This is a genomic window from Curtobacterium sp. SORGH_AS_0776, from assembly GCF_031453355.1.
In the GTDB taxonomy this organism is placed as follows: Bacteria; Actinomycetota; Actinomycetes; order Actinomycetales; family Microbacteriaceae; genus Curtobacterium.
This window is the reverse complement of record NZ_JAVIYU010000001.1, coordinates 3120183-3145760: the sequence shown is the minus strand read 5'-3', so window position 1 is coordinate 3145760 and position 25578 is coordinate 3120183. Positions and strand designations below refer to the sequence as shown.

Annotated in this window: 26 protein-coding genes; 24 read left to right on the top strand and 2 right to left on the bottom strand. The window is 70.7% G+C overall.

What is annotated here, in order from left to right; genetic code table 11:
• The first annotated feature begins 59 nt into the window (after positions 1-59).
• From aroA to trmD, 8 genes are all read left to right on the top strand, one after another.
• Positions 60-3212: a 3-phosphoshikimate 1-carboxyvinyltransferase gene (gene aroA, locus QE359_RS15395; RefSeq protein ID WP_309779844.1), complete on the top strand. Its 3153-nt coding sequence runs from the start codon at positions 60-62 to the stop codon at positions 3210-3212.
• 3 nt (positions 3213-3215) lie between these two features.
• Entirely contained in the window at positions 3216-4385 is a 1170-nt protein-coding gene (locus QE359_RS15390) for an acyl-CoA dehydrogenase family protein (RefSeq protein WP_071302165.1), read from the top strand.
• A 78-nt stretch (positions 4386-4463) separates the two neighbouring features.
• A complete protein-coding gene (locus tag QE359_RS15385; RefSeq protein ID WP_309779843.1) occupies positions 4464-5318 on the top strand; it encodes an SDR family oxidoreductase in 855 nt (284 codons plus the stop codon).
• Between the two features lie 4 nt (positions 5319-5322).
• Positions 5323-7455 carry an FAD-dependent oxidoreductase gene (locus tag QE359_RS15380; protein ID WP_309779842.1) on the top strand — a complete coding sequence of 711 codons (2133 nt, stop codon included), beginning with the start codon at positions 5323-5325 and terminating at the stop codon, positions 7453-7455.
• A gap of 167 nt (positions 7456-7622) precedes the next feature.
• Complete coding sequence (gene rpsP, locus QE359_RS15375) at positions 7623-8039, top strand: 30S ribosomal protein S16 (RefSeq protein ID WP_070416404.1); 417 nt, start codon at positions 7623-7625, stop codon at positions 8037-8039.
• 4 nt (positions 8040-8043) lie between these two features.
• Positions 8044-8280, top strand: a complete 237-nt coding sequence (locus tag QE359_RS15370) for an RNA-binding protein (protein ID WP_022902329.1) — start codon at positions 8044-8046, stop codon at positions 8278-8280.
• A gap of 19 nt (positions 8281-8299) precedes the next feature.
• Entirely contained in the window at positions 8300-8845 is a 546-nt protein-coding gene (gene rimM, locus QE359_RS15365) for a ribosome maturation factor RimM (RefSeq protein WP_022905821.1), read from the top strand.
• Positions 8846-8850: 5 nt separating this feature from the next.
• Positions 8851-9543 (top strand): tRNA (guanosine(37)-N1)-methyltransferase TrmD, encoded by a 693-nt coding sequence (gene trmD, locus QE359_RS15360; RefSeq protein WP_309779841.1) that lies wholly within the window; start codon positions 8851-8853, stop codon positions 9541-9543.
• Between the two features lie 189 nt (positions 9544-9732).
• Here trmD and map read toward each other — a convergent pair whose 3' ends face one another.
• Entirely contained in the window at positions 9733-10524 is a 792-nt protein-coding gene (gene map / locus QE359_RS15355; protein WP_309779840.1) for a type I methionyl aminopeptidase, read from the bottom strand.
• Between the two features lie 166 nt (positions 10525-10690).
• On the opposite strand from map, the gene rplS reads away from it, so the two are divergent.
• From rplS to QE359_RS15310, 9 genes are all read left to right on the top strand, one after another.
• The gene (gene rplS / locus QE359_RS15350) at positions 10691-11047 is read left to right on the top strand and encodes a 50S ribosomal protein L19 (protein ID WP_022905818.1); all 357 of its coding nucleotides are present in this window, start codon (positions 10691-10693) and stop codon (positions 11045-11047) included.
• 140 nt (positions 11048-11187) lie between these two features.
• Positions 11188-11934, top strand: coding sequence for a signal peptidase I (gene lepB / locus QE359_RS15345; RefSeq protein ID WP_309779839.1), 747 nt, complete (start codon positions 11188-11190; stop codon positions 11932-11934).
• Positions 11931-12638 carry a ribonuclease HII gene (locus QE359_RS15340; RefSeq protein ID WP_309779838.1) on the top strand — a complete coding sequence of 236 codons (708 nt, stop codon included), beginning with the start codon at positions 11931-11933 and terminating at the stop codon, positions 12636-12638. The genes lepB and QE359_RS15340 overlap by 4 nt, the downstream gene beginning before the upstream one ends.
• A gap of 79 nt (positions 12639-12717) precedes the next feature.
• Positions 12718-13041 (top strand): DUF2469 family protein, encoded by a 324-nt coding sequence (locus tag QE359_RS15335; RefSeq protein ID WP_070419101.1) that lies wholly within the window; start codon positions 12718-12720, stop codon positions 13039-13041.
• A 110-nt stretch (positions 13042-13151) separates the two neighbouring features.
• Complete coding sequence (locus QE359_RS15330) at positions 13152-13499, top strand: Lsr2 family protein (protein WP_070416398.1); 348 nt, start codon at positions 13152-13154, stop codon at positions 13497-13499.
• Between the two features lie 50 nt (positions 13500-13549).
• Positions 13550-14020 carry a YraN family protein gene (locus QE359_RS15325; RefSeq protein ID WP_309779837.1) on the top strand — a complete coding sequence of 157 codons (471 nt, stop codon included), beginning with the start codon at positions 13550-13552 and terminating at the stop codon, positions 14018-14020.
• Complete coding sequence (locus QE359_RS15320; protein WP_309779836.1) at positions 14017-15543, top strand: YifB family Mg chelatase-like AAA ATPase; 1527 nt, start codon at positions 14017-14019, stop codon at positions 15541-15543. Before QE359_RS15325 ends, QE359_RS15320 begins: the two co-directional genes overlap by 4 nt.
• Positions 15540-16733 (top strand): DNA-processing protein DprA, encoded by a 1194-nt coding sequence (dprA, locus tag QE359_RS15315; protein WP_309779835.1) that lies wholly within the window; start codon positions 15540-15542, stop codon positions 16731-16733. The genes QE359_RS15320 and dprA overlap by 4 nt, the downstream gene beginning before the upstream one ends.
• A 25-nt stretch (positions 16734-16758) precedes the next feature.
• Positions 16759-17805 (top strand): tyrosine recombinase XerC, encoded by a 1047-nt coding sequence (locus QE359_RS15310; RefSeq protein ID WP_309779834.1) that lies wholly within the window; start codon positions 16759-16761, stop codon positions 17803-17805.
• Positions 17806-17811: 6 nt separating this feature from the next.
• On the opposite strand, the gene QE359_RS15305 is transcribed toward QE359_RS15310, so the two are convergent.
• Positions 17812-18462 carry a M23 family metallopeptidase gene (locus tag QE359_RS15305; RefSeq protein ID WP_309779833.1) on the bottom strand — a complete coding sequence of 217 codons (651 nt, stop codon included), beginning with the start codon at positions 18460-18462 and terminating at the stop codon, positions 17812-17814.
• Between the two features lie 422 nt (positions 18463-18884).
• Here QE359_RS15305 and QE359_RS15300 point away from each other — a divergent pair, with 422 nt between their 5' ends.
• The 7 genes from QE359_RS15300 to QE359_RS15270 all read left to right on the top strand — a co-directional run bounded on the left by QE359_RS15300 (position 18885) and on the right by QE359_RS15270 (position 25562).
• On the top strand, positions 18885-20327 hold the full coding sequence (locus QE359_RS15300; protein WP_071296160.1) for a sugar porter family MFS transporter: 1443 nt from the start codon (positions 18885-18887) through the stop codon (positions 20325-20327).
• Between the two features lie 300 nt (positions 20328-20627).
• Positions 20628-21569, top strand: a complete 942-nt coding sequence (rpsB, locus tag QE359_RS15295) for a 30S ribosomal protein S2 (protein WP_070416392.1) — start codon at positions 20628-20630, stop codon at positions 21567-21569.
• A gap of 81 nt (positions 21570-21650) precedes the next feature.
• Complete coding sequence (gene tsf / locus QE359_RS15290; protein ID WP_309779832.1) at positions 21651-22478, top strand: translation elongation factor Ts; 828 nt, start codon at positions 21651-21653, stop codon at positions 22476-22478.
• A 153-nt stretch (positions 22479-22631) separates the two neighbouring features.
• A complete protein-coding gene (gene pyrH / locus QE359_RS15285) occupies positions 22632-23351 on the top strand; it encodes a UMP kinase (protein ID WP_070416390.1) in 720 nt (239 codons plus the stop codon).
• A 47-nt stretch (positions 23352-23398) separates the two neighbouring features.
• On the top strand, positions 23399-23953 hold the full coding sequence (gene frr / locus QE359_RS15280) for a ribosome recycling factor (RefSeq protein WP_070416389.1): 555 nt from the start codon (positions 23399-23401) through the stop codon (positions 23951-23953).
• On the top strand, positions 23953-24945 hold the full coding sequence (locus QE359_RS15275; RefSeq protein WP_175473642.1) for a phosphatidate cytidylyltransferase: 993 nt from the start codon (positions 23953-23955) through the stop codon (positions 24943-24945). Before frr ends, QE359_RS15275 begins: the two co-directional genes overlap by 1 nt.
• 68 nt (positions 24946-25013) lie before the next feature.
• Positions 25014-25562, top strand: coding sequence for a DivIVA domain-containing protein (locus QE359_RS15270; protein WP_070419098.1), 549 nt, complete (start codon positions 25014-25016; stop codon positions 25560-25562).
• Positions 25563-25578: the final 16 nt, after the last annotated feature.

The following is a 25578-nucleotide window of genomic DNA, read 5'->3' as shown; positions in this document are numbered from 1 at the left end:
ATTCACAGACGATCCACACCGGGCGTACCGTAGTAACGCTCAACAGGGAAGAGGTAGGCATGCAGCTGGTCGTGCGCGGGACGAACGCACCGCTCGTCGGAGAACTCGACATCCCGGTCTCGAAGTACCACGCGCACCGCGCGCTGGTGCTCGCGTCGCTGGCGAAGGGGACGAGCATCGTCTCCGGCATCAGTGCGACCCGGCAGGTCGAGTGGACCGTGGGCACGCTCCGTGCCCTCGGCGTCGACGTCAAGCGTCGCGGGAACGAGTACCACGTCACCGGCCTCGGCGGTCGGTACGAGGCCACCGACGTCGTCGACCACGGCTCCCGGGGCGCCGACGGGCTCCTCAACATGGGCTCCTCGGGCACCACGCTCTACTTCATGACGGGGCTCGCGTCGCTGGCGGACAAGCCGATGACCCTCTCGGGCATGAAGTACTTCCAGCGCCGCCCGATCAAGGCCCTGCTCACCTCGCTCACCCAGATGGGCATCGAGCTCGAGGCCACGAACGACTGCCCGCCGGTCACCGTGCAGCCGAAGCGTCCGCGCGGCGGCGACGTCCAGATCGCCGGCACCCTGTCGCAGTGGATCTCCGGCCTGCTCCTCGTCGCGCCCTTCGCGGAGGAGGAGACCCGGATCCACATCACCGGCGGACGGCTCAACGAGCAGCCGTACGTCGAGCTGACCGTGCGTATGATGCGCCAGTTCGGCCTCACGGTCGAGGTGTCCGACGACTGGCTCGAGTACCGGATCCCGGCGAACCAGCAGGCCACCCCGCACGACTACGTGATCCCGCCGGACATCGGCTCGGCGGCGTTCGGCATCGCCGCGGCCGGCATCCGCGAGTCGAACGTGCTGCTCCGCGGCATGACGGCGTTCACCACCGCCGAGACCGACCACCCGGAGAGCGAGTTCCTCGACCTCGCCACGGCGATGGGCGTCCCGATGCGGATCGACGAGGAGACCGGCTTCGTGCGCATCGAGCACGACGGCTCCCCACTGCGCCCCCTCGACATCGACTGCCAGCCGATCCCGGACCTGCTGCCGATCCTGTCCACGATGGCGACCTTCGCCGAGGGCACGACCCGGCTCTGGAACGTCGCGCACATCCGGTTGAAGGAGTCCGACCGCGTCGCGGCGATGCTCCAGCTCAACCGACTGGGCGGCCGCGCCGAGCAGGGCGCCGACGAGCTGCGCGTCACCGGTGTCCGTCCGGGTGACCTCCACGGGTCGCCGATGTCCTCGTTCAACGACCACCGCGTGCTCATGTCGCTGGCCGTCGCCGCGTCGAAGGCCGACGGCGTCTCCGCCCTCACCTACCCGCGCGCCTACCGGATCTCGTACCCGACCTTCCTCGAGGCGATGAACTCGGTCGGCCTCGACATGGAGGTCGGCGACGGCGCCGAGGCGCAGATCGCCCGCGACGACCGGATCGACGCCGCCGAGGCCGCTGCGGAGAGCACGGACCTGGGGGAGGAGCAGGAGACGGTGACGAGCGCGCTGCCCGAGCTCGCCGGCGTCGACGCCGACCCGCTCGTCCTCAGCGAGAAGGTCCGCGCACTGTCCCAGCAGGACCCGGACGGCCTCGCCGTGATCGAGGTCGGCGGCCCCGAGCCGGTGAACACGACGTGGCGCGAGCTGCAGGACGAGGCCGACAAGGTCTCCGCCCTGCTCCTCGAGCTCGGTGTCCGCACCGGCGAGTCCGTGGCGATGCAGCTGCCGAACTGGCGCGAGTTCGTCTCGATCACCCTCGGTGCGATCCAGATCGGTGCCGTCGCGACGCCGATCATGCCCGTGTTCGGTCCCCGCGAGACCACGATGACGCTGGCCCGGTCCCGCGCCCGCGTGGTCTTCCTGCCGAACGTCTTCCGGAAGCGTCGCCCGGCGCTCGAACTGCTCGAGGTCATCGACGAGGCGAAGGCCCAGAAGCGCCGCCTGTCGGTCGAGCACGTGGTCGTGCTCCGCTCCGAGGCGCGCGGGCAGGCGGACAGCCCGACGAACCAGCCGCCGCTGCCCGCCGACGCCGCCGACCGCGTCGCCGCGAGCGAGTGGAACTGGCGCTACTTCGACACCGCGCTCGACTCTGTCCAGGTGGACGTCGACCAGATCCTGTCCCACGCGCCCGGCCCGGACGACGTCTGCCAGCTGCTCTTCACCTCCGGCACGACCGGCGAGCCGAAGGGCGTGCAACACCCGCACCGCACGCTCGGCCTGGCGACCGCGATGCACGTCGCGCAGTCCGGCCTGACGAGCGAGGACCGGATCTACATCCCGTCGCCGCTCGCCCACCAGACCGGGTTCCTGTACGGCATGCTCCTGGCCTTCCGGCTCGGCGCACCGCAGGTCATCCAGCCCGTGTGGGACGGCACCGTCGCGCTCGAGCAGGCGTTCGGCGCCGCGAAGGCCACGTTCGTGCAGTGCGCGACGCCGTTCCTGACCGACCTCGTCGACCTCGTCGAGGCCGGGGCCGGACAGCCCGAGTCCCTCCGGATCTTCGTGCCGACGGGCGCCGCGGTGCCCCGCGCACTGGCCCAGCGTGCCGCGACGGTCCTCGGCACCGCGATCCTCGGGGCGTTCGGCACGAGCGAGACCTGCCTCGGGGCGCTCTCCAGCCCGACCGACGACCCGGCGGACGCCTACGGCCACGACGGTCGCGCGCTGCCCGGCATCCGGATCCGCATCGTCGACGACGAGGGGCACGAGCTGCCGGCGGACACCGAGGGCAACTTCGAGCTGCACTCGCCGACGATGTTCGACGGGTACCTCGACCGGCAGGACCTCACTGACGACGTCTTCACCGAGGACGGCTGGTACAAGACCGGTGACCTCGCGAAGGTCGACGCCAAGGGCTTCCTGTCCATCACCGGCCGCGTCAAGGACGTCATCAACCGCGGTGGCGAGAAGATCCCGGTCGTCGAGATCGAGAACCTGCTCTACCAGCACCCGCTCGTCACCGACGTGGCGATCGTCGCGATGCCGGACGCCCGTCTCGGGGAGCGCGCCTGCGCGTTCGTCGTGCCGGCGGCCGGAGCTGAGCAGCTCGACTTCGCCGCGATGCAGCACGCGCTCGACAAGGCCGGCGTGAGCAAGTACTACTGGCCTGAGCGTCTCGAGTACATCGCCGAGCTGCCGCGCAACGCGGTCGGCAAGGTCCAGAAGAACGTCCTGCGCGAGCAGGCAGCCGCGCTCGTCGCGACGAAGGAGAACTGACAGATGACGATGGTCATGGAGCCGCAGACCGAGGCCGCCTTCCAGGAGCTCAAGGCCGAGGTGACCGAGTGGGTCCGCGGTCGCGGCGAGGAGTGGGCGGAGGAGATCGAGCGCACCGGACAGGTCGCGCCCGAGCTGTTCCAGGAGCTCAAGGACAAGGGGTGGCTGTCGCTCGCCGCCCCGGCCGAGCTCGGCGGACGGGGCATCCCGTTCTCGCGCTACCTCGAGATCATGGAGATCGTGTCGCGCTCGCACGCGTCGATCCGCATGCTCGTGCACGTCATCAACGGCACCTGGCGCGCCATGCAGCCGTACGCGACGCCGGAGCAGCTCGACGAGGTCGTGAAGCCGAGCGTCGCCGGCGACAAGCTCGTCGCGTTCACGCTGACCGAGGCGACGGCGGGCACGGGTGCCGACATCCGCACGACCGTCCGCCGCGAGGGCGACACCTACGTGATGAACGGTGAGAAGCACCTCATCACGTTCGGCGTGAAGGCCGACTACTGGCTCATCGCCGCGCGCCTCGAGGGCACCACGGGCCAGGACGGCACCGTCGCGTTCCTCATGCCGAACTCCGGCCTGCCCGGCGCCGAGGTGATCGACGACTCCGACACCATGGGCATCCGTGGCACCGACCACGCGATCCTCCGCTTCACCGAGACCCCGATCCCGGCCTCCGCCCGCCTGGGCGAGGAGGGCCAGGGCCTCGAGGTCGCACTCGGCGGCTTCCTGCTGCCGAGCCGCGTGTCCGTCGCGATGAGCGCCGTCGGCCTCGCCGAGCGTGCGAACGAGCTCGCCGTCGAGTACGCGAACAAGCGCGAGACGTTCGGCAAGAAGCTCTCCAGCCGGCAGGCGATCCAGTTCTACGTCGCGGAGAACTACGCCGACATCGCCGCCGCGCGCGCCCTCGTCCTCGAGGCGGCCCGCGCCTACGAAGAGGGCCGTCCGGACGCAGGCACGCTGTCCAGCGCCTCGAAGATGGTCGCCGTCGACATGCTCGCCCGCGTCACCGACAAGGCACTGCAGGTGCACGGCGGCCAGGGCTACTGGAAGCGCAACGCCATCGAGCGCGTCTACCGTGACGCGCGCGCGCAGCGCTTCGAGGAGGGCACCAACGAGATCCAGAAGCTGGTCGTCGGACGCGCCGTCGTGACCGGCCAGGCCGGGTTCTGACCCGCAACCACTCCATGGCCTGGAGGCGCGGTGCGGGCCCGCACCGCGCCTCCAGGCCCTGACAACGCAAGGAACACATTGGCTGCAACCACTGCTCCCATCGCCCTCATCACGGGCGCTTCCCGCGGCATCGGCCGCCTGCTCGCGCAGAAGCTCGGCCAGCGCGGCGTCACCGTCGTCGTGACGTACAAGGGCAACGCCGACCTGGCCGAGGAGTCGCTCGCCGACGTCAAGGCCGCCGGCGGCGACGGGATCACGGCGCAGGTCGACATCGAGCAGCCCGAGTCGATCGACGCGCTGTTCGACCTGGTCCGCGACACGTACGGGCGTCTGGACTACTTCGTCGCGAACGCCGCCGCGAGCGCCTTCAAGCCCGTCGCGGACCTCAAGCTGCACCACCTCGACCGCAGCTACGCCACGAACGCCCGCTCGTTCGTGCTCGGTGCGCAGCGTGCCGCGCAGCTCATGGACAAGGGCGGCCGCATCGTGGTGGTCACCTCGTACGGGTCGCTCCGCGCGTTCCCGACGTACGCCGCGCTCGGTGCCGCGAAGGCCATGAGCGAGTCCTACATGAAGTACATGGCGGTCGAGTTCGGGCCCCGTCAGATCACCGTGAACGCGGTCAACGGCGGGCTCATCGACACCGACTCGCTCGAGTACTTCTACACGAAGGTGCCCGGTCAGGCGCCGATCGACACCGTGTTCGAGAAGCTCCCCCTGCAGCGACCAGGCACCGCCGACGACATGGCCGACGCGGTGGACTTCCTGCTCTCCGACAAGGCCGGCTACATCACGGGCCAGGTGCTGTCGGTCGACGGCGGCCTGACCGTGATCGCCCCGCCGTTCTGGGCGGACACGACGTCCCCGCTGCGCGACGCGGTCCTGCCGCCGGCCGACGCTGCTGCCGACTCGGCTGTCGACACGGCAGAGTAGGCGCATGAGCACCGTCGCCATGCCCGACCTCGCCGTCGTCTCCTCGCCGTGGACGCTCGGCCCCCTGACCCTGCCGAACCGGGTGGTCATGGGGTCGATGCACACCGGGCTCGAGGTGCACGACGACGGCGGGGCCGGCATGGCGGCGTTCTACCGTGAGCGCGCCGCGGGCGGTGCCGCGTGCATCATCACCGGCGGCATCGCGGTGAGCGACGAGGCCCGTGGTGGCCCGGACTTCGCCGTGTTCGGCGTCGGGGGAGCGGACGAGCGGTTCCGTGCGGCGGTCGACGCCGTGCACGACGCCGGTTCGGTGATCCTCGCGCAGCTCTTCCACGCCGGGCGGTACGCGCTCGCGTCGGGGATGGTCGACCGGCACGGGGAACCCCAGCGTGTGGTGGCCCCGTCCGCGTTGCCGTGGGCGGCTGCCCGTGGCGTGGTGCCGGTCGAGCTGACCGCCGCCGAGATCGAGCAGACCATCGAGGACTTCGCCGACGCCGCCCGGTCCGCGCGGGACATCGGCTTCGACGGCGTCGAGATCATGGCGTCCGAGGGCTACCTCATCAACCAGTTCCAGTCGCCGCTGACGAACCTGCGCGACGACGAGTGGGGCGGGGACGCGGTCCGGCGTCGTCGGTTCACGGTGGCGGTCGTCGACGCCGTCCGCAGGGCGGTACCGGACCTCGCCGTGACGATCCGGCTCTCCGGCGCCGACCTGATGCCCGGCTCGTCGACCGACGACGACGTCGACGCGCTCGTGCACGAGCTGCTGCCCCTCGGCCTCGACGGGATCTCGGTCGGCATCGGCTGGCACGAGTCCCGCACGCCGACCGTGCAGGCCGCGGTGCCGCACGGCGCGTGGCTCGCGTACGCCGCCCGCATCGCCGGCGTCGTCCGCGCTTCGGCGTACCCGGACGTGAAGGTCATCGCGTCGAACCGGATGACGGACCTGCGCGACGGTGAGGCCGTGCTGGCCGACGGGCTCCTCGACGCGGTCGCCCTCGCGCGCCCGTTCCTCGCCGACCCCGCGATCGTGAACCGGTCGCTCGCCGGCGCCTTCGACCTCGTCAACACCTGCATCGGCTGCAACCAGGCCTGCCTCGACCGCTCGATCGTCGGCCAGCCCGTGTCGTGCCTGGTCAACCCGCGCGCCGCCCGCGAGGTCGCCTTCCCCGCTCGCCCGACGACCGACCCGAAGCGCGTCGACGTCGTCGGTGGTGGCCCGGCCGGGCTCGCCGCCGCGGTCGACGCCGCTCGTCGCGGCCACACCGTGACCCTCTGGGAGGCGTCCGACCGGCTGGGCGGACAGTTCGACCTCGCCGCGCTGGTGCCCGGCAAGGAGGACTACGCGGCGACGGTCCGCGCCGCCCGCGCCGAGCTCGAGGACCGCGGCGCGACGATCCACCTCGGTCGGGCCGCCACGGCCGCCGACCTCACCGCGAGCGAGGCCGTCGTGCTCGCCCCCGGTGTCGTGCCCCGGACGATCGACGTCCCCGGTGCCGACCTGCCGCACGTCCGGTCATACGAGCGGGCGCTCCGCGAGGGCGTCCCCGCCGGGACCGTCGCGATCATCGGCGGCGGTGGGATCGGCGTCGACACGGCGGCGTTCCTCGTCGAGTCGCCCGACGAGGCCCGGCGAGCGACCGAGTTCGGCGCCCGCTGGGACCTCGACGTCGCCGACACCGTCGTGGGAGACGTGCCGCAGCGGCTCCCCGTGGCGACCCGCACGCTCCGACCCGGCGGCGACGTGACCGTCCTCCGTCGCTCGGGCAAGTTCGGGCAGGGCATCGGCATCACCTCCCGCTGGGTGGCGATCGGCCGGCTCCGGGACGCCGGCGTGCACCTGGTCGGCGGCGTGCAGGAGTACCTCCGCATCGAGCCCGGTGTGCTCTGGATCCGCGACGAGCACGGCGAGGAACGCGGCGTCCCCGCGGACACCGTGGTGGTCTGCGCCGGGCAGGAGCGGGCGCTCGGGACGGGCGCCGAGGCGGGCGCAGGGCCGTCCGACGGACTCGAGCCGCGCCTCCTGGCAGCCGGTGTTCCGTACGCCGTTGTGGGCGGCGCACGTGACGCCCGGAGCGTCGACGCGGTGCGTGCCACGTCCGAAGCGCTCGAAGCGGTTCGGCGACTCGCACCCTGACGGCGCGTCCCGACTCGCTTCTCGCTCGGAAACCTGCAAGAATGAACGGTCGAATCGTGTCCGCTCGACCCTCTATCCAGCGGATCACGGTCTCATCGAGCTTCCACCGTGTGTGCCCCCACGCCCGCGGTCCGGTTCAACCACAACAACACGCAACAGGAGCATTTGTGGCTGTCAAGATCCGTCTCAAGCGTCTCGGTAAGATCCGGGCGCCGTACTACCGCATCGTCGTCGCCGACTCGCGCACCAAGCGCGACGGTCGCGTCATCGAGGAGATCGGTCAGTACCACCCGACCGAGGAGCCCTCGGTCATCAAGATCGAGTCCGAGCGTGCGCTCTACTGGCTCGGCGTCGGCGCGCAGCCGACCGAGCAGGTCGCGGCCCTCCTCAAGCTGACCGGCGACTGGGCCAAGTTCAAGGGCGAGAAGGACACCGAGTCCAAGGTCAAGGTCGCCGAGCCCAAGCAGGCGTTCGTCGTGGACTCCTCCAAGAAGGCCGTCCTCAAGCCGAAGTCGGAGAAGACGGCCCCCGCCGCCGCTCCGGCCGAGTCGGCCGACGAGACCGCAGAGACGACCGAGGCGTAATTCCTTGCTCGAATCCGCGCTGACGCACCTCGTCAAGGGGATCGTCGATCACCCTGACGACGTGCGCGTCGCCAGTTCCACCTCCGCGCGGGGCGAGGTCCTCGAGGTGCGTGTGCACCCCGAGGACCTCGGCCGCGTGATCGGTCGCGCCGGACGGACCGCAAAGGCGCTGCGCACCCTCGTCTCGGCTCTCGCCGACGGCAAGCGGGTGCGTGTCGACGTGGTCGACACCGATTCCTAGGGAGACGACCCAGCTCCGGGTGGGTCGCATCACGAAGGCGCACGGGCTGAAGGGCGGCATCAAGCTCGAGCTCTACACCGACGACCCGGATCGTCGGTTCACGCCCGGAGCAGTGTTCACGCTCCAGGTCCCGGACGACTCGCCCTGGGCCGGCAAGACCATCGCACTCGACGAGCTCCGCTGGTACAACGGCCACCCGGTCGCCTTCTTCGAGGGCATCGGGGACCGCACCGCAGCCGAGACGCTCGCGCGGGCGATCCTCTGGGTCGAGCAGGACGCCGACGCCGAGACCGGTGAGGACGACGCCTGGTACGACCACCAGCTCGTCGGGCTGACGGTCCTCCGCGACGGCGTCGAGGTCGGTACCGTCGCGCGGGTCGACCATCTGCCGGCGCAGGACCTCCTCGCCATCGACACCCCGTCGCGGGGCGAGGTCCTCGTGCCGTTCGTCTCGGCGATCGTGCCCGCGGTGGACATCGCCGCCGGCACCGTCACCGTGACGCCGCCGACGGGCCTGTTCGAGGACCCCGAGGACACGTCCCGACCCGAGACCGTGACGGACTAGCGCGCGTGCGCATCGACATCGTCACGATCTTCCCGGAGTTCTTCTCCGTGCTGGACGTCTCGCTGCTCGGCAAGGCCCGCTCCGGCGGCCTGCTCGACCTGCACGTGCACGACCTCCGCTCGTGGACGACCGACCGGCACCGCACCGTCGACGACACCCCGTACGGCGGGGGAGCGGGCATGGTCATGAAGCCCGAACCGTGGGCGCTCGCGCTCGAGTCGCTGTTCCGGCCCGACGGCTCGTCGACCCTGGTGGTCCCGACGCCCGCCGGCACGCCGTTCACGCAGTCGATCGCGCGCTCGCTCGCGTCGACGTCGGACCACCTCGTGTTCGCCTGCGGGCGGTACGAGGGGATCGACGCCCGGGTCTTCGAGTGGGCCGCGGCGCACGCCACGGTCGTCGAGCTCTCGCTGGGCGACTACGTGCTGAACGGCGGCGAGGTCGCAGCGATGGCGATGATCGAGGCCGTCGGGCGACTCGTGCCCGGAGTCGTCGGGAACCCCGAGTCCCTCGTCGAGGAGTCCCACGAAGACGGGCTGCTCGAGTACCCCTCGTACACGAAGCCCGCGTCCTGGCGTGGCTTCGACGTGCCGGACGTGCTGCTCAGTGGGCACCACGCCCGCGTCGGTGCGTGGCGGCACGAGCAGCAGATGGAGCGGACGCGGCGCGTCCGGCCGGATCTGCTGCCGGACGCGTAGGGCGCGGCTGGCGCTGCGGGCGTCCGTCGCTCTCGCGACACGGACCGTGCCGCACGGCTGTGACCCGTCGCTTTCGCAGCTTCGGCGCCGGCCGCGCACTGCGAGACGGGAGGCGCGGGAGCGGCCCGCACCGCGCCTCCCGGCCAAGACGTGACCGCCTGGGCTCGGTGCGCCGCCGGCTGCGGACCCTCAGGCAGTCGCGTCGGCGCGCTGGGCGCGACGCAGGGTGAGGACCTCGGGACCGGCGTCGGTCACGGCGACCGTGTGCTCGACGTGCGCGGCGCGCGAGCCGTCGACGCTCTTCAGCGTCCAGCCGTCGTCGTCCTGGAACAGGTCGGCGGTGCCCTGCATGAGCCACGGCTCGATCGCCACGACCAGCCCCTTCTGGAGCTTGAGACCGCGCCCGGGCCGGCCGTCGTTCGGGACGTGCGGGTCGCCGTGCATCGTCCTGCCGACGCCGTGCCCGCCGAACTGCAGGTTCACGTCGTAGCCGGCGTCCTTCGCGACGCGACCGATCGCGTACGACACGTCGCCGAGCTTGTTGCCCGTGCGGAACTGGGCGATGCCCGCGGCGAGCGCGCGCTCGACGGTGTCGATCAGGCGCTGGTCGTCCTCGCGCGGGGTGCCGACCTGCACCGTGACGGCGGAGTCCGCGACCCAGCCGTCGACGCTCGCGGCGAAGTCGAGGCTCACGAGGTCGCCGTCGACGAGCACACGGTCGTACGGCAGGCCGTGCAGCGCAGCGTCGTTGACCGAGGTGCAGAGGTTCTTGCCGAACGGCGACTTGCCGAACGAGGGGTGGTAGTCGACGTAGCAGCTCACCGCGCCGCGGTCAGCGATCATCCGTGCGGCCACCCGGTCGAGGTCGAGCAGGTTCACGCCGACGTCGACGGTGTCGAGCAGTTCGTCGAGGACGTCGGCCACGAACCGACCGGCGGCGCGCAGGCCGTCCAGCTCGGCGTGGGTGCGGAGTTCGATCATGGGACCATCCTCGCGCGTTTTGCGGACGTGGGTTGCTGTGGCAAGATGGGTAGCCGTGCCCTGGCTGGACTCTGCCACGGGGGAGTCGCCGACACCGGGCACGCACCTTCACTTACCGAATTCGATCCGCGGCGACCCGTGTGCGTCCGCAGAGAGTGACCCAATCATGAGCCAGCTCCTCGACCACGTCGACGCAGCGTCGCTGCGCACCGACGTCCCGGACTTCCGCCCCGGCGACACCATCAAGGTGCACGTCAACATCATCGAAGGCACGCGCTCGCGTGTCCAGGTGTTCCAGGGCGTCGTCATCGGACGCCAGGGTCACGGCCTCGGCGAGACCTTCAAGGTCCGCAAGGTGAGCTTCCAGGTCGGCGTCGAGCGCTGGTTCCCGGTGCACTCGCCGATCATCGACCACATCGAGATCGTCACCAAGGGTGACGTCCGTCGTGCGAAGCTCTACTACCTCCGCGAACTCCGCGGCAAGGCTGCCCGTCGCAAGATCAAGGAGAAGCGCGACTCCTGATCGCCTTCACAGTGAGCGTCCGCGAGCCGGACGCCGCTGTCGGCCCCTCGTCCATGTACGGTTGTGCATCGACGGGGGGCTTTCCCTTTCGTGGACTCCTGCGGTCCGCGACGGGATCCTGTGGTTGAACGAGAGCGGAAATGACGGACACGACTGACGAAACCGGGCGCCGGCCCCGTGTCGAGAAGAAGCGGAACGGTGTCCTCACCTTCCTCCGCGACCTCGTCATCATCTTCATCGCGGCGTTGCTCGTCTCGTTCCTCGTCAAGACCTTCCTGATCCGGTCGTTCTACATCCCGTCGGCGTCGATGGAGAACACGCTGCAGATCAACGACCGGGTGATCGTCAACGAGCTCGTGCCCGACGTGGTGTCCCTCAAGCGCGGTGACGTCGTCGTGTTCAAGGACCCGGGCGGGTGGCTCACCGGCTCCGAGGTGCCGAACGTGACGCCGACGACGCAGCCGGCGAAGGCCATCGACTGGCTCCTCACCCAGGTCGGCCTCGGCACCGGCGACAGCGACGACCACCTCATCAAGCGCGTCATCGGCCTGCCCGGCGACAAGGTGTCCTGCTGCAACGACCTCGGGCAGATGTCCGTGAACGGCGTGCCGATCAAGGAGCCGTACCTCAAGCTGCCCACGGGGGAGACCCGCGCCTCGGGGACCGACTTCTCGGTGACCGTGCCGAAGGGCACCATCTGGGTGATGGGCGACAACCGCTACGACTCGAAGGACTCGCGGTACAACGGCGACACCCCGTCGAAGGGGTTCGTGCCGCTGTCCGACGTGACCGGCCGTGCCTTCGTCATCTCGTGGCCGTCGAGCCGGTGGACCTGGCTGGACGACCACCCCGAGGTGTTCGCGGGCGTGGAGGAGCGAGGGAAGTGACCGCCGTCCGGCCGTCGCTCCGGCTCGAGAAGAAGCTCCTGGCCGACGGCCGGGTGACCGTCATCGGGATGGACGAGGTCGGCCGCGGCGCGATCGCCGGGCCAGTCGCCGTCGGGGTCGCTGCCGTGACGCTCGACATCGGCCGGGTGCCCCAGGGACTCGCAGACTCGAAGCTGCTCACCGCCGCTCGTCGCGAGGCCCTCGACCCCGTCGTCCGCCGGTGGACCCGGACCGCGGTGGGGATGGCGTCCGCCTCGGTGGTCGACGAGCAGGGCATCGTGCCGGCGCTCGGGCAGGCCGGTGCGTCGGCGATCGGGGCCCTCGTGGCGGACGGCCTCTCGCTCGACGGGGCCGTGGTCGTGCTCGACGGCTCGTTCGACTGGCTCACCCGTGCCGTCCCGATGACGCTCCGGCTGCCGTCCGACCCGCTCGAGGTCGTCGTGCGGGTCAAGGCCGACCGGGACTGCGCCTCGGTGGCGGCGGCGTCGGTCGTGGCGAAGGTCGCCCGTGACGCGCTGATGACGGCTGCGCACGACGAGGCGCCGCACTACGCGTGGGCGTCGAACAAGGGGTACGGGTCGACGGCGCACTACGACGCGATCCGATCGGTGGGGGCGCACGCACTGCACCGGAAGAGCTGGTTGCACCAGGCGTCGAGCGTGGCGCTGGACGGGTTCGCCGAGTTGGACGCGCTGGCGGGCTGAGCGCGTTCGGTCGCGCGTCGGGCTGCGGGTCGGTCGCGGTGTGTCGTCGGTGCTCCCGTCGCCGTAGACTGTGGGCGCGATGGATGACGACGAATTCGACGACTACGACCGCGAGGTCGAACTGGCCCTGTACCGCGAGTACCGCGACGTCGTGTCGCAGTTCCGGTACGTGGTCGAGACCGAGCGACGTTTCTACCTGGCCAACGAGGTGGAACTCGCCCGCCGTGACACCGAACACGATTTCTACTTCGAATTGACGATGAACGACGTCTGGGTGTGGGACGTCTACCGTTCCGACCGATTCGTGAAGTCCGTCCGGGTGCTGACGTTCAAGGACGTGAACGTCGAGGAACTCACTTCCCGCGAACTCGAGCTGCCGAAAGAACTCGCGCTCGACGAGTGATCTTCACTTCTTTTCGGTGGATCTGAGAATCGCCGAGACAATTGTGCCGGAATGCATTCCGCCCGCTAACGTGAAGGGGATTTCCCGTCCCCCTGCACAAGGAGCACGTCATGGCACAGAAGGTCACCGTTCAACTCGTCGACGATCTCGACGACACGCCCATCACCGCCGGCTCGGGTCGGACCGTCGAATTCGCCTTCGACGGATCGTCGTACGAGATCGACCTGACCGACGACAACGTCGACAAGTTCCGTGAGGCGATCTCCGACTACGTCGCCGCTGCGCGCAAGGTCTCCGGCCGCCGTTCCGGTGGGACTGCTCCGAAGGCGGCGCCGAAGCGCGGCAACTCGGAAGAGCTCGCCAAGATCCGTGAATGGGCGAAGGAGAACGGGTACGAGGTCTCGACCCGCGGGCGTATCTCCACCCAAGTGCAGGAAGCGTACGCAGCCGCACACTGAGTGCCCCTGCTGCAGGACCCCGGACGGCTTCGGCCGACCGGGGTCCTTCCTTGTCCTCCACAAGTCGTCTTCCGCCGATTCCCGTCCACAAATCGTCAGGTGCGACTCGATGGCGCTTCGATTCCCGGGATCGTCGTGGCGGAGGCAACGACATGGAACGAACACCGCTGCGGAACAGCAGTCTCGGACGATTCGGCGAAGAACAGGCCGCGGAATGGCTCGAACGCCACGGGTTCCGCGTCGTCGAACGCAATTGGCGATGCGCCCGCGGGGAGATCGACATCGTCGCGTGGCAGTCCTGCACGCTGTGCTTCATCGAGGTGAAGACCCGGTCGGGGAACGCGACCGGCCATCCGTTCGAGGCGATCACGGCATCGAAGGTCACACGACTGCGCCGCCTCGTGCCGGCCTGGTTCGCGGACCATCCCGAGGTGTCGGCGCGGATGATCCGCATCGATGCCGTCGCCGTGCACGTCCACGGTGACCGCGTCGGGGTCGAGCACGTGGCGGGCCTGCTGTGACGACGGACATCGGGCGCGCGTCCGCGATCGCGCTCGTCGGGGTCCAGGGTCGTGTGATCGAGGTCGAGGCGCACCTCACGAGCCAGCTGCCGGGCTTCAGCATCATCGGGCTGCCGGACGCGGCCCTGGGCGAAGCGCGTGAGCGGGTCCGGTCGGCCAGCGCCGTCGCCGGCTGTCCGCTCCCGGCGCGGCGGATCACCGTGAACCTCACCCCGGCGTCGATCCCGAAGCGTGGTTCCGGGTTCGACCTCGCCATCGCCATGGCGGTCCTCGGGGCCGAGGGCATCGCGCCGCAGGTCTCCCGCGACGTCGCGTACATCGGCGAGCTTGGACTCGACGGGCGGGTCCGGCCCGTGCCCGGGGTCATCCCGATGGTGATCGCCGCGCGGGACGCCGGCATCCACACGGTCGTCGTGCCGTTCGGCAACGTCGAGGAAGCCCGGATCGTGCCGGGCGTCGAGGTGATCGGCACACCGTCGCTCCGGGCGAGCGCGATCACCGCCGGTGCGCTCCTGCCGCCGGTCGAGACCGACCCCGTCCTGCAGCCCGCCGTGGCTGAGGTCCGTCCGGACGTGCACGACCTCGCAGACGTGATCGGCAACGCCGTCGGCGTCCGGGCGGTGATCGCGGCCGCGGCCGGAGGACACCACGTGTTCCTGCTCGGCCCGCCCGGCGCCGGCAAGACGATGCTCGCCGAGCGGCTGCCGGGGCTCCTGCCGGACCTCGACCCCGAGGCAGCGCTCGAGGTCGCGGCCGTCCGCTCCGTCAGCGGGCTCGGCAACCAGTCCTGGAGTGTGCGACCGCCGTGGGAAGCGCCGCACCACTCGTCGTCGGCGATGGCCCTGATCGGCGGGGGCTCGGGGCTCCTCCGCCCCGGTGCCGTGTCGCGGGCCACGCGCGGGGTGCTCTTCCTCGACGAGGCGACCGAGTTCCCGCGGGCGGTCCTCGACGCGCTCCGCCAGCCGCTCGAGTCCGGTCGGATCACGATCCACCGCAGCGTCGGCAGTGCCGAGTTCCCCGCACGGTGCCAGGTCGTGCTCGCGGCGAACCCCTGCCCGTGCGGCAACGCGGGGACCCGGGGTGGCCCGCTGTGCTCGTGCAGCCCGAGCACCGTGCGGAAGTACCTCGGCCGTCTCTCCGGACCGCTCCTCGACCGGATCGACATCCGCGTGGCGGTGCCCCGGGTGACGACGGGCACGATCCGCTCGGCGGAGGGCACCGCGCCCACCACCGCCGAGGCGGCAGCGCGTGTGGCCGCAGCCCGACGTCGGATGGCCGATCGGCTGCTCGGCACCGGCTGGGCCTGCAACGCCGAGGTCACCGGGCCGTGGCTCCGGTCGGAAGGCCGGGCAGAGCCGGGCGCGACGGCACCCCTCGACCGGGCACTCGACTTCGGCACGCTGACGATGCGGGGGTGGGACCGGGTCATGCGGTTGGCGTGGACGATGGCCGACCTCGACGACGTCGAGCGTCCGGGCTCCGCCGAGGTCCGGCGCGCGCTGACACTGCGGAGCGCGCTGTGACCGCGCCGGCCGGCGACGACACCCTCGCCCGGGTCGTCTGGAGCGTCCTCGCCGAACCGGGCGACGCCGTCGCGGGAGAACTCGTCGCAGCGCTCGGACCGGACGAGTCCCTCGCACTGGTCCGTCGTGCGGCTGCGGGCGGCGCGAGCGAACTCCTCGAGCAGGTCGGTACGGACGCCTCGTTCGCCGATGGACCCGACCGGGTCCGCGCGGCACTCGAGTCGGCGTTCGACCGGTGGCGACCGCGACTCGGGGGAGCGGACGACCGCGCCGTCGCGGCCATGGCGTCCGCCACGGCGGTCGGCGCGCGCCTCCTCGTCCCGGGCACGCCCGAGTGGCCGAGCGGGTTGGAGGACCTCGGGCCGCACGCGCCGTTCGTGCTCTGGAGCCGATCCGAGCTGGACGACCCGGTCGGCGCCGCGGGCTGCCGCGTGGCGCTCGCGATCGTCGGGTGCCGGGCGAACACCGTCGCCGGAGCCGAGGCCACGGCGGAGATCGCCTCCGTCGCGGCGGACGACGGCGTCGAGATCGTGTCCGGTGGCGCGTACGGCATCGACGCAGTGGCCCACCGGGTCGCCGTCGCCGCCGGGACCCCCACGACGGCGGTGCTCGCCGGCGGTGTCGACCAGTTCTACCCAGCGGGCAACCACGACCTGCTGCGCAACGTGCTCGGACGGGGCCGGGTGCTGTCCGAGTCGCCACCGGGGACCCGGCCGACGCGGTGGCGCTTCCTGCACCGCAACCGGCTGATCGCTGCCCTCTCCGGGGCGACGGTGGTCGTCGAGGCCGCTGCTCGGTCGGGGGCGCTCAACACCGCCCACCACGCGCTGCACCTCGGTCGTCCGGTGTTCGCCGTGCCCGGGCCCTTCGCGTCGGCCGCCTCGGTCGGGTGCCACCGGTTGATCGCCGACGGGAACGCCCAGATCGTCGTCCAGCCCCGTGACCCGGTCGCAGCGGTGTCCGCGGTCGCCGACCACGACGCGCCGCCGGTGGCGGAGGTCCTCGCCCTCGGGACCCGGTCGGATCCGCACGTCACGCGGGCGCTCGACGCACTCGACCGGCGGCCGCTCCCGGTGGAGGAGATCGCCCGTCGCAGCGGGCTCTCCGTCGACGACACGGCGGACGCGCTCGCCCTGGCGCAGCTCGAGGGGCTGGTGGTGGCCGTGGCCGAGGGATGGTGCCGACGATGACGGACGTCGGACCTACGCTGGGCGGGTGACGGAACGCACCGGGGAACGGCTCGCAGTGGCGGTGGACGCGTTCCTCGCGCACGCCCGCCACGGCCGCGGACTCAGCGAGCAGACTGTCCGCGCCTACGCCAACGACCTCGAGCAGCTCGTCGCGTTCGCCACCACTCGGGGAATCGATCGGCTGTCGGACCTCGGCCTCGAGCTGCTGCGCGACTGGCTGTGGGACGCCGACCACCGGGGCCTGGCTCGGTCCACCATCGCTCGCCGGTCGTCGTCGGTCCGGGCGTTCACCCGGTGGGCGAGCGAGTCCGGGTGGATCGCGTCCGACCCGGGCGTGCGGCTCCGGGCGCCGAAGGGGGCGTCGCACCTCCCGCGCGTGGTGTCGTCCGACCAGGTCCGGACGATGCTCGACGGATTGGCCGCTCGGGCCGCGACCGACGATCCCGGCGCGCTCCGCGACCTCGCGGTCGTGGAACTCCTGTACGCGGCGGGGATCCGGGTGAGCGAACTCGTCGGCATCGACGTGCGCGACCTCGATCGGGGCCGGCTGACCGTCCGGGTGCTCGGCAAGGGCGGGAAGGAGCGCGTCGTGCCGTTCGGGGTTCCCGCACGCGACGCGCTCGAGGCGTGGCTCGACCGTGGTCGCCCGGCGTTGCTCACCAGCGCGCAGGCGGGCGACGGCCATGCGGCGGGCGACGGCCGTGCGGCGGGCGACGGCCGTGCGGCGGGCGGTGGCCACGCGGCGGGCGGTGGCCGCGCGGCGGTCGGCGGTGCCCGGAACGCCGCGCCGGCAGCGGACGCGCTGTTCCTCGGTGACCGCGGTGGCCGGCTCGGGGTCCGAGGCGCGTACCGGATCGTCGCTCGGCTCCTGCAGGACCTGCCGGGCGAGGGCCCGAGCGGTCCGCACACCTTCCGGCACACGGCGGCGACGCACTTGCTCGACGGGGGAGCGGACCTCCGTGCCGTGCAGGAGCTGCTCGGGCACGCCAGCCTCGGGACGACCCAGATCTACACGCACGTCTCCTCCGCACGGCTGCGGGAGGTCTACCGCACGGCACACCCCCGCGCCTGACCGGACTCACCCCGTCCAGGCGGACTCGGGCAGCAGCACCGGCCACGCCGCCGCGGGCAGGTACGGCGTCGGATCGACGTACCGGTCGTCGAGCCGTGCGCCGAGGTGCAGGCACGGGTTCGCTGCCGGACAGTGACCGACCGACGCCGTGCCCACCGCGTCACCCTGCGCCACGGCGTCCCCCGTCGCGACCCTGGGCGCGACGGAGTCGACCGTGCTCCGGAGCCCGCCGCCGTGGTCGATCGTCACGACCCCGCGTCCGGCGACCTGCCCGGCGAACGTCACCGTCCCGTCGTCGACGGCCACCACCACGGTCCCGAGCGGTGCCGCGACGTCGATCCCGCGGTGGCCCGCTGCGTAGTCGTCCGCCGGGGCCTCCCACGGACGGCCGACCACCCGGCTGCCGGTCGGCCACACCCACGGTGCCTCCGCCGTCGCGCGGCCGAGGTCGGCACGGGAATCCTCGAGCGGCGGCGGGACGACCCGGTCCACCACGGTTGGGACGGCACCGGGTCCGGTGACGAGTCGGCCAGTCTCGACCAGCGGTGCGCCGGCCGCCCACCGGTTGCCCGCGGAGAGAAGCCACACGACGAGCGACACGACGAGCACCACGACCGCGCCGACGGCGACGGCGGGGACTGGATGACGGAACGGCATGGGCACAGCCTTCCGGCGGTGGACGCGGAGGGTGTCGGCGGTGCGTCGAACTGTGGAGGGCGAGCCGCGCCTCCTGGCTTGTGGAGGGTGAAGCGCGCCCGATGCGTGCGCAACGGGCGACATCATCGGTGTCGTACGACGTCGACCATGTCGCAACCGGGCGGACGCAACCGTTGCGTGCGCGCCGGAGCGACAACATCGCTGTCGTACGACGTCGACCATGTCGTTCCGAGTCGGACTGCACCCACCCCGCCCGCGCGCCGCACCCACCCCCCCGCCCGCGCGCCCGGTTGGCCCCCGCGCCCGATCCGGGAGTACAGTCGGGGCCGCTCCGGAACACGCAACGCCGCTCGGACGGCGAACCAGCCGACCGCCGGGGCACCGTGCAGCATCCCGCACGGCGGCGGGAAACCTGGAGCATCGTGTCGAACGCGACAACGCAGCACGGCGAAGACCGTGCATTCAAGGGGAAGGTCACGCTGTTCGCCATCGCGGCAGCGGTCGGCGGCTTCCTCTTCGGATTCGACTCGTCCGTCATCAACGGTGCGGTCGAGGCCATCAAGGGCGAGTTCGGCCTGTCCGAGGCAGCGAGCGGCTTCGCCGTCGCCTCGGCACTCATCGGCTGCGCGTTCGGCGCCTACTTCGCCGGCCGCCTCGCGGACCGCTGGGGTCGCACGCGCGTCATGTTCTGGGCCGCCGTCCTGTTCTTCGTGAGCTCGATCGGCAGCGCGTTCGCGTTCGCCACCTGGGACCTCGTGATCTGGCGCCTCGTCGGCGGTCTGGGCATCGGCACCGCGTCGGTCATCGCGCCGGCGTACATCTCCGAGGTCTCGCCGAAGGCCATCCGCGGTCGCCTGGCCTCGTTCCAGCAGCTCGCGATCACGCTCGGTATCTTCGCCGCGCTCCTGTCCGACCAGCTCTTCGCGGTGACCGCCGGCGGCGCCTCGGAGCAGGTGCTCGGCCTCGCCGCGTGGCGCTGGATGTTCCTGGTCGGCGTGATCCCCTCGGTCGTCTACGGCGTCCTCGCCATCACGCTCCCCGAATCGCCGCGCTTCCTCCTCGCCAAGGGCAGGACCGACGACGCGCGCGAGGTGATGGGCAAGATCGTGCCGCGCGACACGGTGAACACCAGCCTCGAGGAGATCCAGGACGGCATCAAGAAGGAGGCCAGCGAGAAGAAGGGCTCCATCCGGGGCAACCGCTTCGGGCTCCAGCCGATCGTCTGGGTCGGCATCATCCTCGCGGTGCTGCAGCAGTTCGTCGGCATCAACGTGATCTTCTACTACTCGACGACGCTCTGGCAGGCGGTCGGCTTCAAGGAGGACCAGTCCTTCCTCATCTCGACCATCACCTCGGTCGTGAACGTCGCCGTCACCTTCATCGCGATCTTCACGGTGGACAAGCTCGGTCGGAAGCCGTTGCTCATCGCGGGTTCGACGGGCATGTTCGTGTCGCTGCTCATGGTCGCGATCGCGTTCTCGCAGGCGACGATCGTGAACGGCGAGCCGAACCTCCCCGGTGCGTGGGGCGTCATCGCGCTGATCTTCGCGAACCTCTTCGTCGTGTCGTTCGGCGCCACCTGGGGCCCGCTCATGTGGGTCCTGCTCGGTGAGATGTTCCCGAACCGCATCCGTGCGACGGCACTCGGCATCGGGTCCGCGGCGAACTGGATCGCGAACTTCCTCGTCACCATCACGTTCCCCGTCCTGTCCGGCTTCAACCTGACCGTGACCTACGGCATCTACGCGCTGTTCGCCCTGCTCTCCCTCTTCTTCGTCATCGCGAAGATCCCGGAGACCAAGGGCCGCTCCCTCGAGGAGATGGGCATCACGGCCGAGGGCGACACGGTCGACGCAAAGGCCTGACGCACCAGCGTCACCACCGTCCAGGAGGCGCGGTGCGGGTCCGACCCGCACCGCGCCTCCTGTGCGTCCACCGTCTGCTAGCATCTGATCAGCAGTGCGCTCCGGCGCGCTGACTTCGCGTGTCCACAGCGCCGTCACCGGCGCGGCACTCGACCATCGGTCTCGCTCTCACGAGCGGGCGGTCGCGTGCCAGGGCACCAGGGACCACGACCGACGGTCGTGATCGACACAACCGCAACAGGTCCGCAGCGACGTGCAAGAGCACGGCTGCGCGCCGAGAAGACAGAAGGAGGACGGCACATGGCCGTCGTCACCATCCGCCAGCTGCTCGACAGCGGCGTCCACTTCGGACACCAGACCCGTCGGTGGAACCCGAAGGTGAAGCGATTCATCCTCGCCGAGCGCTCCGGCATCCACATCATCGACCTGCAGCAGTCGCTGGCCTTCATCGACCGCGCGTACGACTTCGTCAAGGAGACGGTCGCGCACGGTGGCACGATCCTCTTCGTGGGCACCAAGAAGCAGGCCCAGGGCTCCATCGCCGAGCAGGCGACCCGCGTCGGCCAGCCGTACGTCAACCAGCGTTGGCTCGGCGGTCTGCTCACGAACTTCCAGACGGTCTCCAAGCGCCTCGCGCGCATGAAGGAGCTCGAGGAGATCGACTTCGACGACACGACGAAGGGCTTCACCAAGAAGGAGCTCCTCATCAAGAAGCGCGAGCTGGACAAGCTCCACAAGACCCTCGGTGGTATCCGCAACCTCACGCGGACCCCGAGCGCGCTCTGGATCGTCGACACCAAGAAGGAGCACCTCGCCGTCGACGAGGCGCAGAAGCTCGGTATCCCGATCATCGGCATCCTCGACACCAACTGCGACCCCGACGAGATCACGTACCCGATCCCGGGCAACGACGACGCGATCCGCTCCGTCGGTCTCCTCACCCGCATCGTCGCCGACGCCGCGGCCGAGGGTCTGAAGACCCGCCACAACGGTGGCGACGACGAGGCTGCGGCCGAGCCCCTCGCCGAGTGGGAGCAGGAGCTCCTCGGTGGCGAGACCGCCGCGCCGGCCGCTGCGACCGCGACGCCCGCCGCTGCCGAGGCCGAGACCCCGGTCGAAGAGAACGACGCTGACGCGCAGGTCGCCGCGAAGGAGATCGGCGAGCCGATCGCCGACGACGCGAAGAACGCAGAGCCGACGGCCGAGGCCGAGGCCGCTGCGGAGACCACCCCCGCCGAGTGACCATCGGGGGCGTCGGGCCGATCGGTCCGGCGCCCCTGCTCCACTCTCCACAAACGCTCAGTCCAGAAAGGACTCCAGTCAATGGCCAACTACAGCCTTGCTGACGTGAAGAAGCTCCGCGAGGACCTCGGGGCCGGCATGATGGACGCGAAGAACGCGCTCGTCGAGGCCGACGGCGACTACGACAAGGCCGTCGAGCTGCTCCGCATCAAGGGCGCGAAGGCCGTCGCCAAGCGCGACGACCGTGCGACCTCCGAGGGTGTCGTCGTCGCGTCGACCGACGGTGGCGCCGCGACCGTCGTCGAGCTCGCGAGCGAGACCGACTTCGTCGCGAAGAACGAGAAGTTCACCACCCTCGCCGACAAGGTCGTCGCCGCGGTCGCCGCCGCCGGTGCCGCCGACGTCGAGGCCGGCAACGCTGCGCCGCTGGACGGCAAGACGGTCGCCGAGGTCATCGACGAGGCCGCTGCCGCCCTCGGTGAGAAGCTCGCGCTCCGCACGGTCACCCGTGTCGAGGGCGACGCGTTCGAGGTCTACCTGCACAAGACCAGCCAGGACCTCCCGCCGCAGATCGCCGTCGTCATCGCCTACTCGGGCTCCGACGCGGCCGAGGCCCGTTCCATCGCGCAGCACGTCGCGTTCGCGAACCCGACCTACCTCACGCGGGACGAGATCCCGGCCGAGGCGATCGAGAAGGAGCGCGCGACCGTCGAGGCGATCACGCGCGAGGAGGGCAAGCCCGAGGCCGCCCTGCCGAAGATCGTCGAGGGTCGCCTCAACGCCTACCGCAAGCAGGTCGCGCTCCTCGACCAGGACTACGCGAAGGACAACAAGCTGTCCGTCGCGAAGGCCGCCGAGAACGCCGGCATCATGATCCAGGGCTTCGCCCGCGTCAAGGTCGGCGCGTAACGAACCCGTGACGGGGCTCGGAACCACCAGGTTCCGGGCCCCGTTTTCGCGCGCCGACACGCGCGAGCACCGACTGGAGGCGCGACCCGCCTCCGCCGGACCGGCTGCGGCCGGGTAGATTCCCACGAGACATTCGACGAAGGGTGCGACCACATGACGAACGAGAAGACCGGACGCCGCCGGGTCCTGCTGAAGCTGTCGGGGGAGGCGTTCGGTGCCGGTTCGCTCGGTGTGAACCCGGACGTCATCAGCACGATCGCCAAGGAGATCGCGGTCGCCGCGCAGGAGGTCGAGGTCGCGATCGTCGTCGGCGGCGGGAACTTCTTCCGCGGCGCCGAGCTCTCCCAGCGGGGCATGGACCGCGGGCGCGCCGACTACATGGGCATGCTCGGGACGGTCATGAACGCCCTCGCGCTGCAGGACTTCCTCGAGCAGGCCGGAGCCGCCACGCGGGTGCAGTCGGCGATCAGCATGACCCAGGTCGCCGAGCCGTACATTCCGCGGCGCGCCGAGCGGCACCTCGAGAAGGGGCGCATCGTCATCTTCGGTGCCGGGGCGGGCCTGCCCTACTTCTCGACCGACACGGTCGCCGCGCAGCGTGCCCTCGAGATCGACGCACAAGAGGTCCTCGTCGCCAAGAACGGCGTCGACGGCGTCTACACGGCGGACCCGAAGAAGGACGCCACGGCGGAGAAGCTCCACCACGTCACCTACCAGGACGCGCTCCTGAAGGGCCTCAAGGTCGTGGACGCCACCGCGTTCTCGCTCTGCATGGACAACGGCATGCCGATGCACGTCTTCGGCATGGAGGGCGACGGCAACGTCGCCGCCGCGATCCGGGGCGAGCGCATCGGCACGGTGGTCAGCAACTGACCCCGTCCGCTGACTAGACTCGACGCCAGTACCGAAGGAGTAACACCGTGATCAGTGATGTCCTGACCGAAGCCACCGAGAAGATGGCGAAGGCGGTCGAGGTCGCCAAGGACGACTTCTCGACCGTCCGCACCGGCCGCATCAACGCGGCGCTCTTCCAGAAGATCCCGGTCGAGTACTACGGCACGCCGACGCCGCTCGCGCAGCTCGCGTCGCTGCAGACCCCCGAGGCCCGCACGCTCATCGTGACGCCGTACGACAAGACGGCGCTCAAGGAGATCGAGCGCGCGATCGCGACGTTCCCGAACCTCGGCGCCAGCCCGACGAACGACGGTGACATCGTCCGCGTGACGATCCCGGAGCTCACGCAGGACCGCCGCAAGGAGTTCGTCAAGCTCGTCCGGAGCAAGGGCGAGGACCACAAGGTCGTCATCCGCAACATCCGCCGCAAGGCCAAGGACGACCTCGACGCGCTGAAGGGCGAGATCTCGGACGACGAGATCTCCCGTGGCGACAAGGACCTCGAGGCCCTGACGAAGAAGCACGTCGACCAGATCGACGACTCGCTGAAGAAGAAGGAAGCCGAACTCCTCGAGGTCTGATGCACCGTCCGGACCAGGGCGGTGACCGCCCCACAGCAGAGAAGCGTTCCGCCAAGGGGCTGCGTCAGGACTTCGACGCGCGCGCACGAGCCGCACGCACTGACTTCGAGGCGCAGCTCCGGCAGCGGAAGGCCGACTTCGGCGCCCGCAACGAGGCGCTGACGGCACGCACCGGACGCAACCTGCCGGCCGCGATCGGGATCGCCCTGGCGTTCGCGGTCGTGATGCTCGGCTCGTTGCTCATCTGGAAGCCGTCGTTCATGGTCGTCGGGGCGTTCCTGCTCGGCGTCGGCGTCTACGAGCTCGCGAGCGCCATGCGGTTCGCCGGGCGCGACGTGCCGCGCATCCCGAGCGTCATCGTGAGTGTGGCGATCGTGCCGGCGGCGTTCATCGGCGGTCAGATCCCGGCGCTGTTCACGCTCCTCGGCGGCATCGTGTTCATCAGCCTCTGGCGCCTGGTCGAGGTCGCGATCGCGCGTCCGAAGCCGGCCGCGGGCAACGTGGTGCGGGACCTCACGAACGGCTTGTTCGTGCAGGCCTACATCACGCTCCTCGGCGCCTGCGTGGTGCTGCTGGCGGCACAGCCCAGCGGGCAGCTCTGGGTGATCGGCTTCATCCTCGTGGTCGTCGCGGTCGACACCGGCGCGTACGCCACCGGGCTCAACCTCGGCAAGCACCCGATGGCGCCCCGGATCAGCCCGAAGAAGACGTGGGAGGGATTCGCGGGCTCGGTCGCCGCCAGCATCATCGTCGGCATCCTCGTCTCGTGGCTCATGCTCGGGCTGCCCTGGTGGACGGGCATCATCCTCGGCGTGCTCATCTCCGGGTCCGCCACGCTCGGCGACCTCACCGAGTCGATGATCAAGCGCGACCTCGGCATCAAGGACATCTCGTCGTTCCTGCCCGGGCACGGTGGACTCCTCGACCGCATCGACAGCATCCTGCCGTCCGCCGCCGTCGCCTACGTGCTGTACCTCGTCGTCAACCACTGAACGGACCCCTGGCCCACGCCCCAGCGCGTCCAGGTCACACCATGGTCCGGTCCTGGCAGAATGTCGCCGTGGCCACCACCTTCCCGAACGCAGACCGCTCCGCCCTCGGATACGACGTCGACGAGGTCGAGCGCTTCCTCGAGGACGCCCGCCGCGCCTACACGGCGAACGACACCGCTCCGGCGATCGAGGCCGCGAAGATCCGGGCCACCGCCTTCTCGATGCGCAAGGGCGGCTACTCCACCGCACACGTCGACGCCGCACTCGAACGGCTCGAGGACGCCTTCGCGGCTCGTGAGCGCGAGCGGGAGATCGCGGACATCGGGCAGAAGGCCTGGTACGCCGAAGCGCGGTCGAAGGCCTCCGACGTCGTGGCGCGTCTCGAGCGTCCGGACGGGCAGCGCTTCGGTCGCGTCAGCTTCCTCGGCACCGGGTACCACCCGAAGGACGTCGACGCCTTCGCGAAGCGGCTCGAGGGCTACTTCCGCGACGGCAAGCCGCTCAGCCTGACCGAGGTCCGCTCGATCGTCTTCCGACCCAAGCACGGCGGCTACCGCGAAGCACAGGTCGACGCGCTGCTCGACGCCGTGGTCGAGGTCATGCTCGCTGTCCGCTGACGACGCGCTGGTGGCG

Bases quoted from the DNA above. Each gene is read 5' to 3' on its own strand.
- tsf (WP_309779832.1), top strand. From the start codon at position 21,651: ATGGCCAACTACAGCCTTGCTGACGTGAAGAAGCTCCGCGAGGACCTC.
- QE359_RS15330 (WP_070416398.1), top strand. From the start codon at position 13,152: ATGGCACAGAAGGTCACCGTTCAACTCGTCGACGATCTCGACGACACG.
- QE359_RS15390 (WP_071302165.1), top strand. From the start codon at position 3,216: ATGACGATGGTCATGGAGCCGCAGACCGAGGCCGCCTTCCAGGAGCTC.
- rplS (WP_022905818.1), top strand. From the start codon at position 10,691: ATGAGCCAGCTCCTCGACCACGTCGACGCAGCGTCGCTGCGCACCGAC.
- QE359_RS15275 (WP_175473642.1), top strand. From the start codon at position 23,953: ATGCACCGTCCGGACCAGGGCGGTGACCGCCCCACAGCAGAGAAGCGT.
- lepB (WP_309779839.1), top strand. From the start codon at position 11,188: ATGACGGACACGACTGACGAAACCGGGCGCCGGCCCCGTGTCGAGAAG.
- QE359_RS15380 (WP_309779842.1), top strand. From the start codon at position 5,323: ATGAGCACCGTCGCCATGCCCGACCTCGCCGTCGTCTCCTCGCCGTGG.
- pyrH (WP_070416390.1), top strand. From the start codon at position 22,632: ATGACGAACGAGAAGACCGGACGCCGCCGGGTCCTGCTGAAGCTGTCG.
- rpsB (WP_070416392.1), top strand. From the start codon at position 20,628: ATGGCCGTCGTCACCATCCGCCAGCTGCTCGACAGCGGCGTCCACTTC.
- aroA (WP_309779844.1), top strand. From the start codon at position 60: ATGCAGCTGGTCGTGCGCGGGACGAACGCACCGCTCGTCGGAGAACTC.
- map (WP_309779840.1), bottom strand. From the start codon at position 10,524: ATGATCGAACTCCGCACCCACGCCGAGCTGGACGGCCTGCGCGCCGCC.
- QE359_RS15305 (WP_309779833.1), bottom strand. From the start codon at position 18,462: ATGCCGTTCCGTCATCCAGTCCCCGCCGTCGCCGTCGGCGCGGTCGTG.
- QE359_RS15335 (WP_070419101.1), top strand. From the start codon at position 12,718: ATGGATGACGACGAATTCGACGACTACGACCGCGAGGTCGAACTGGCC.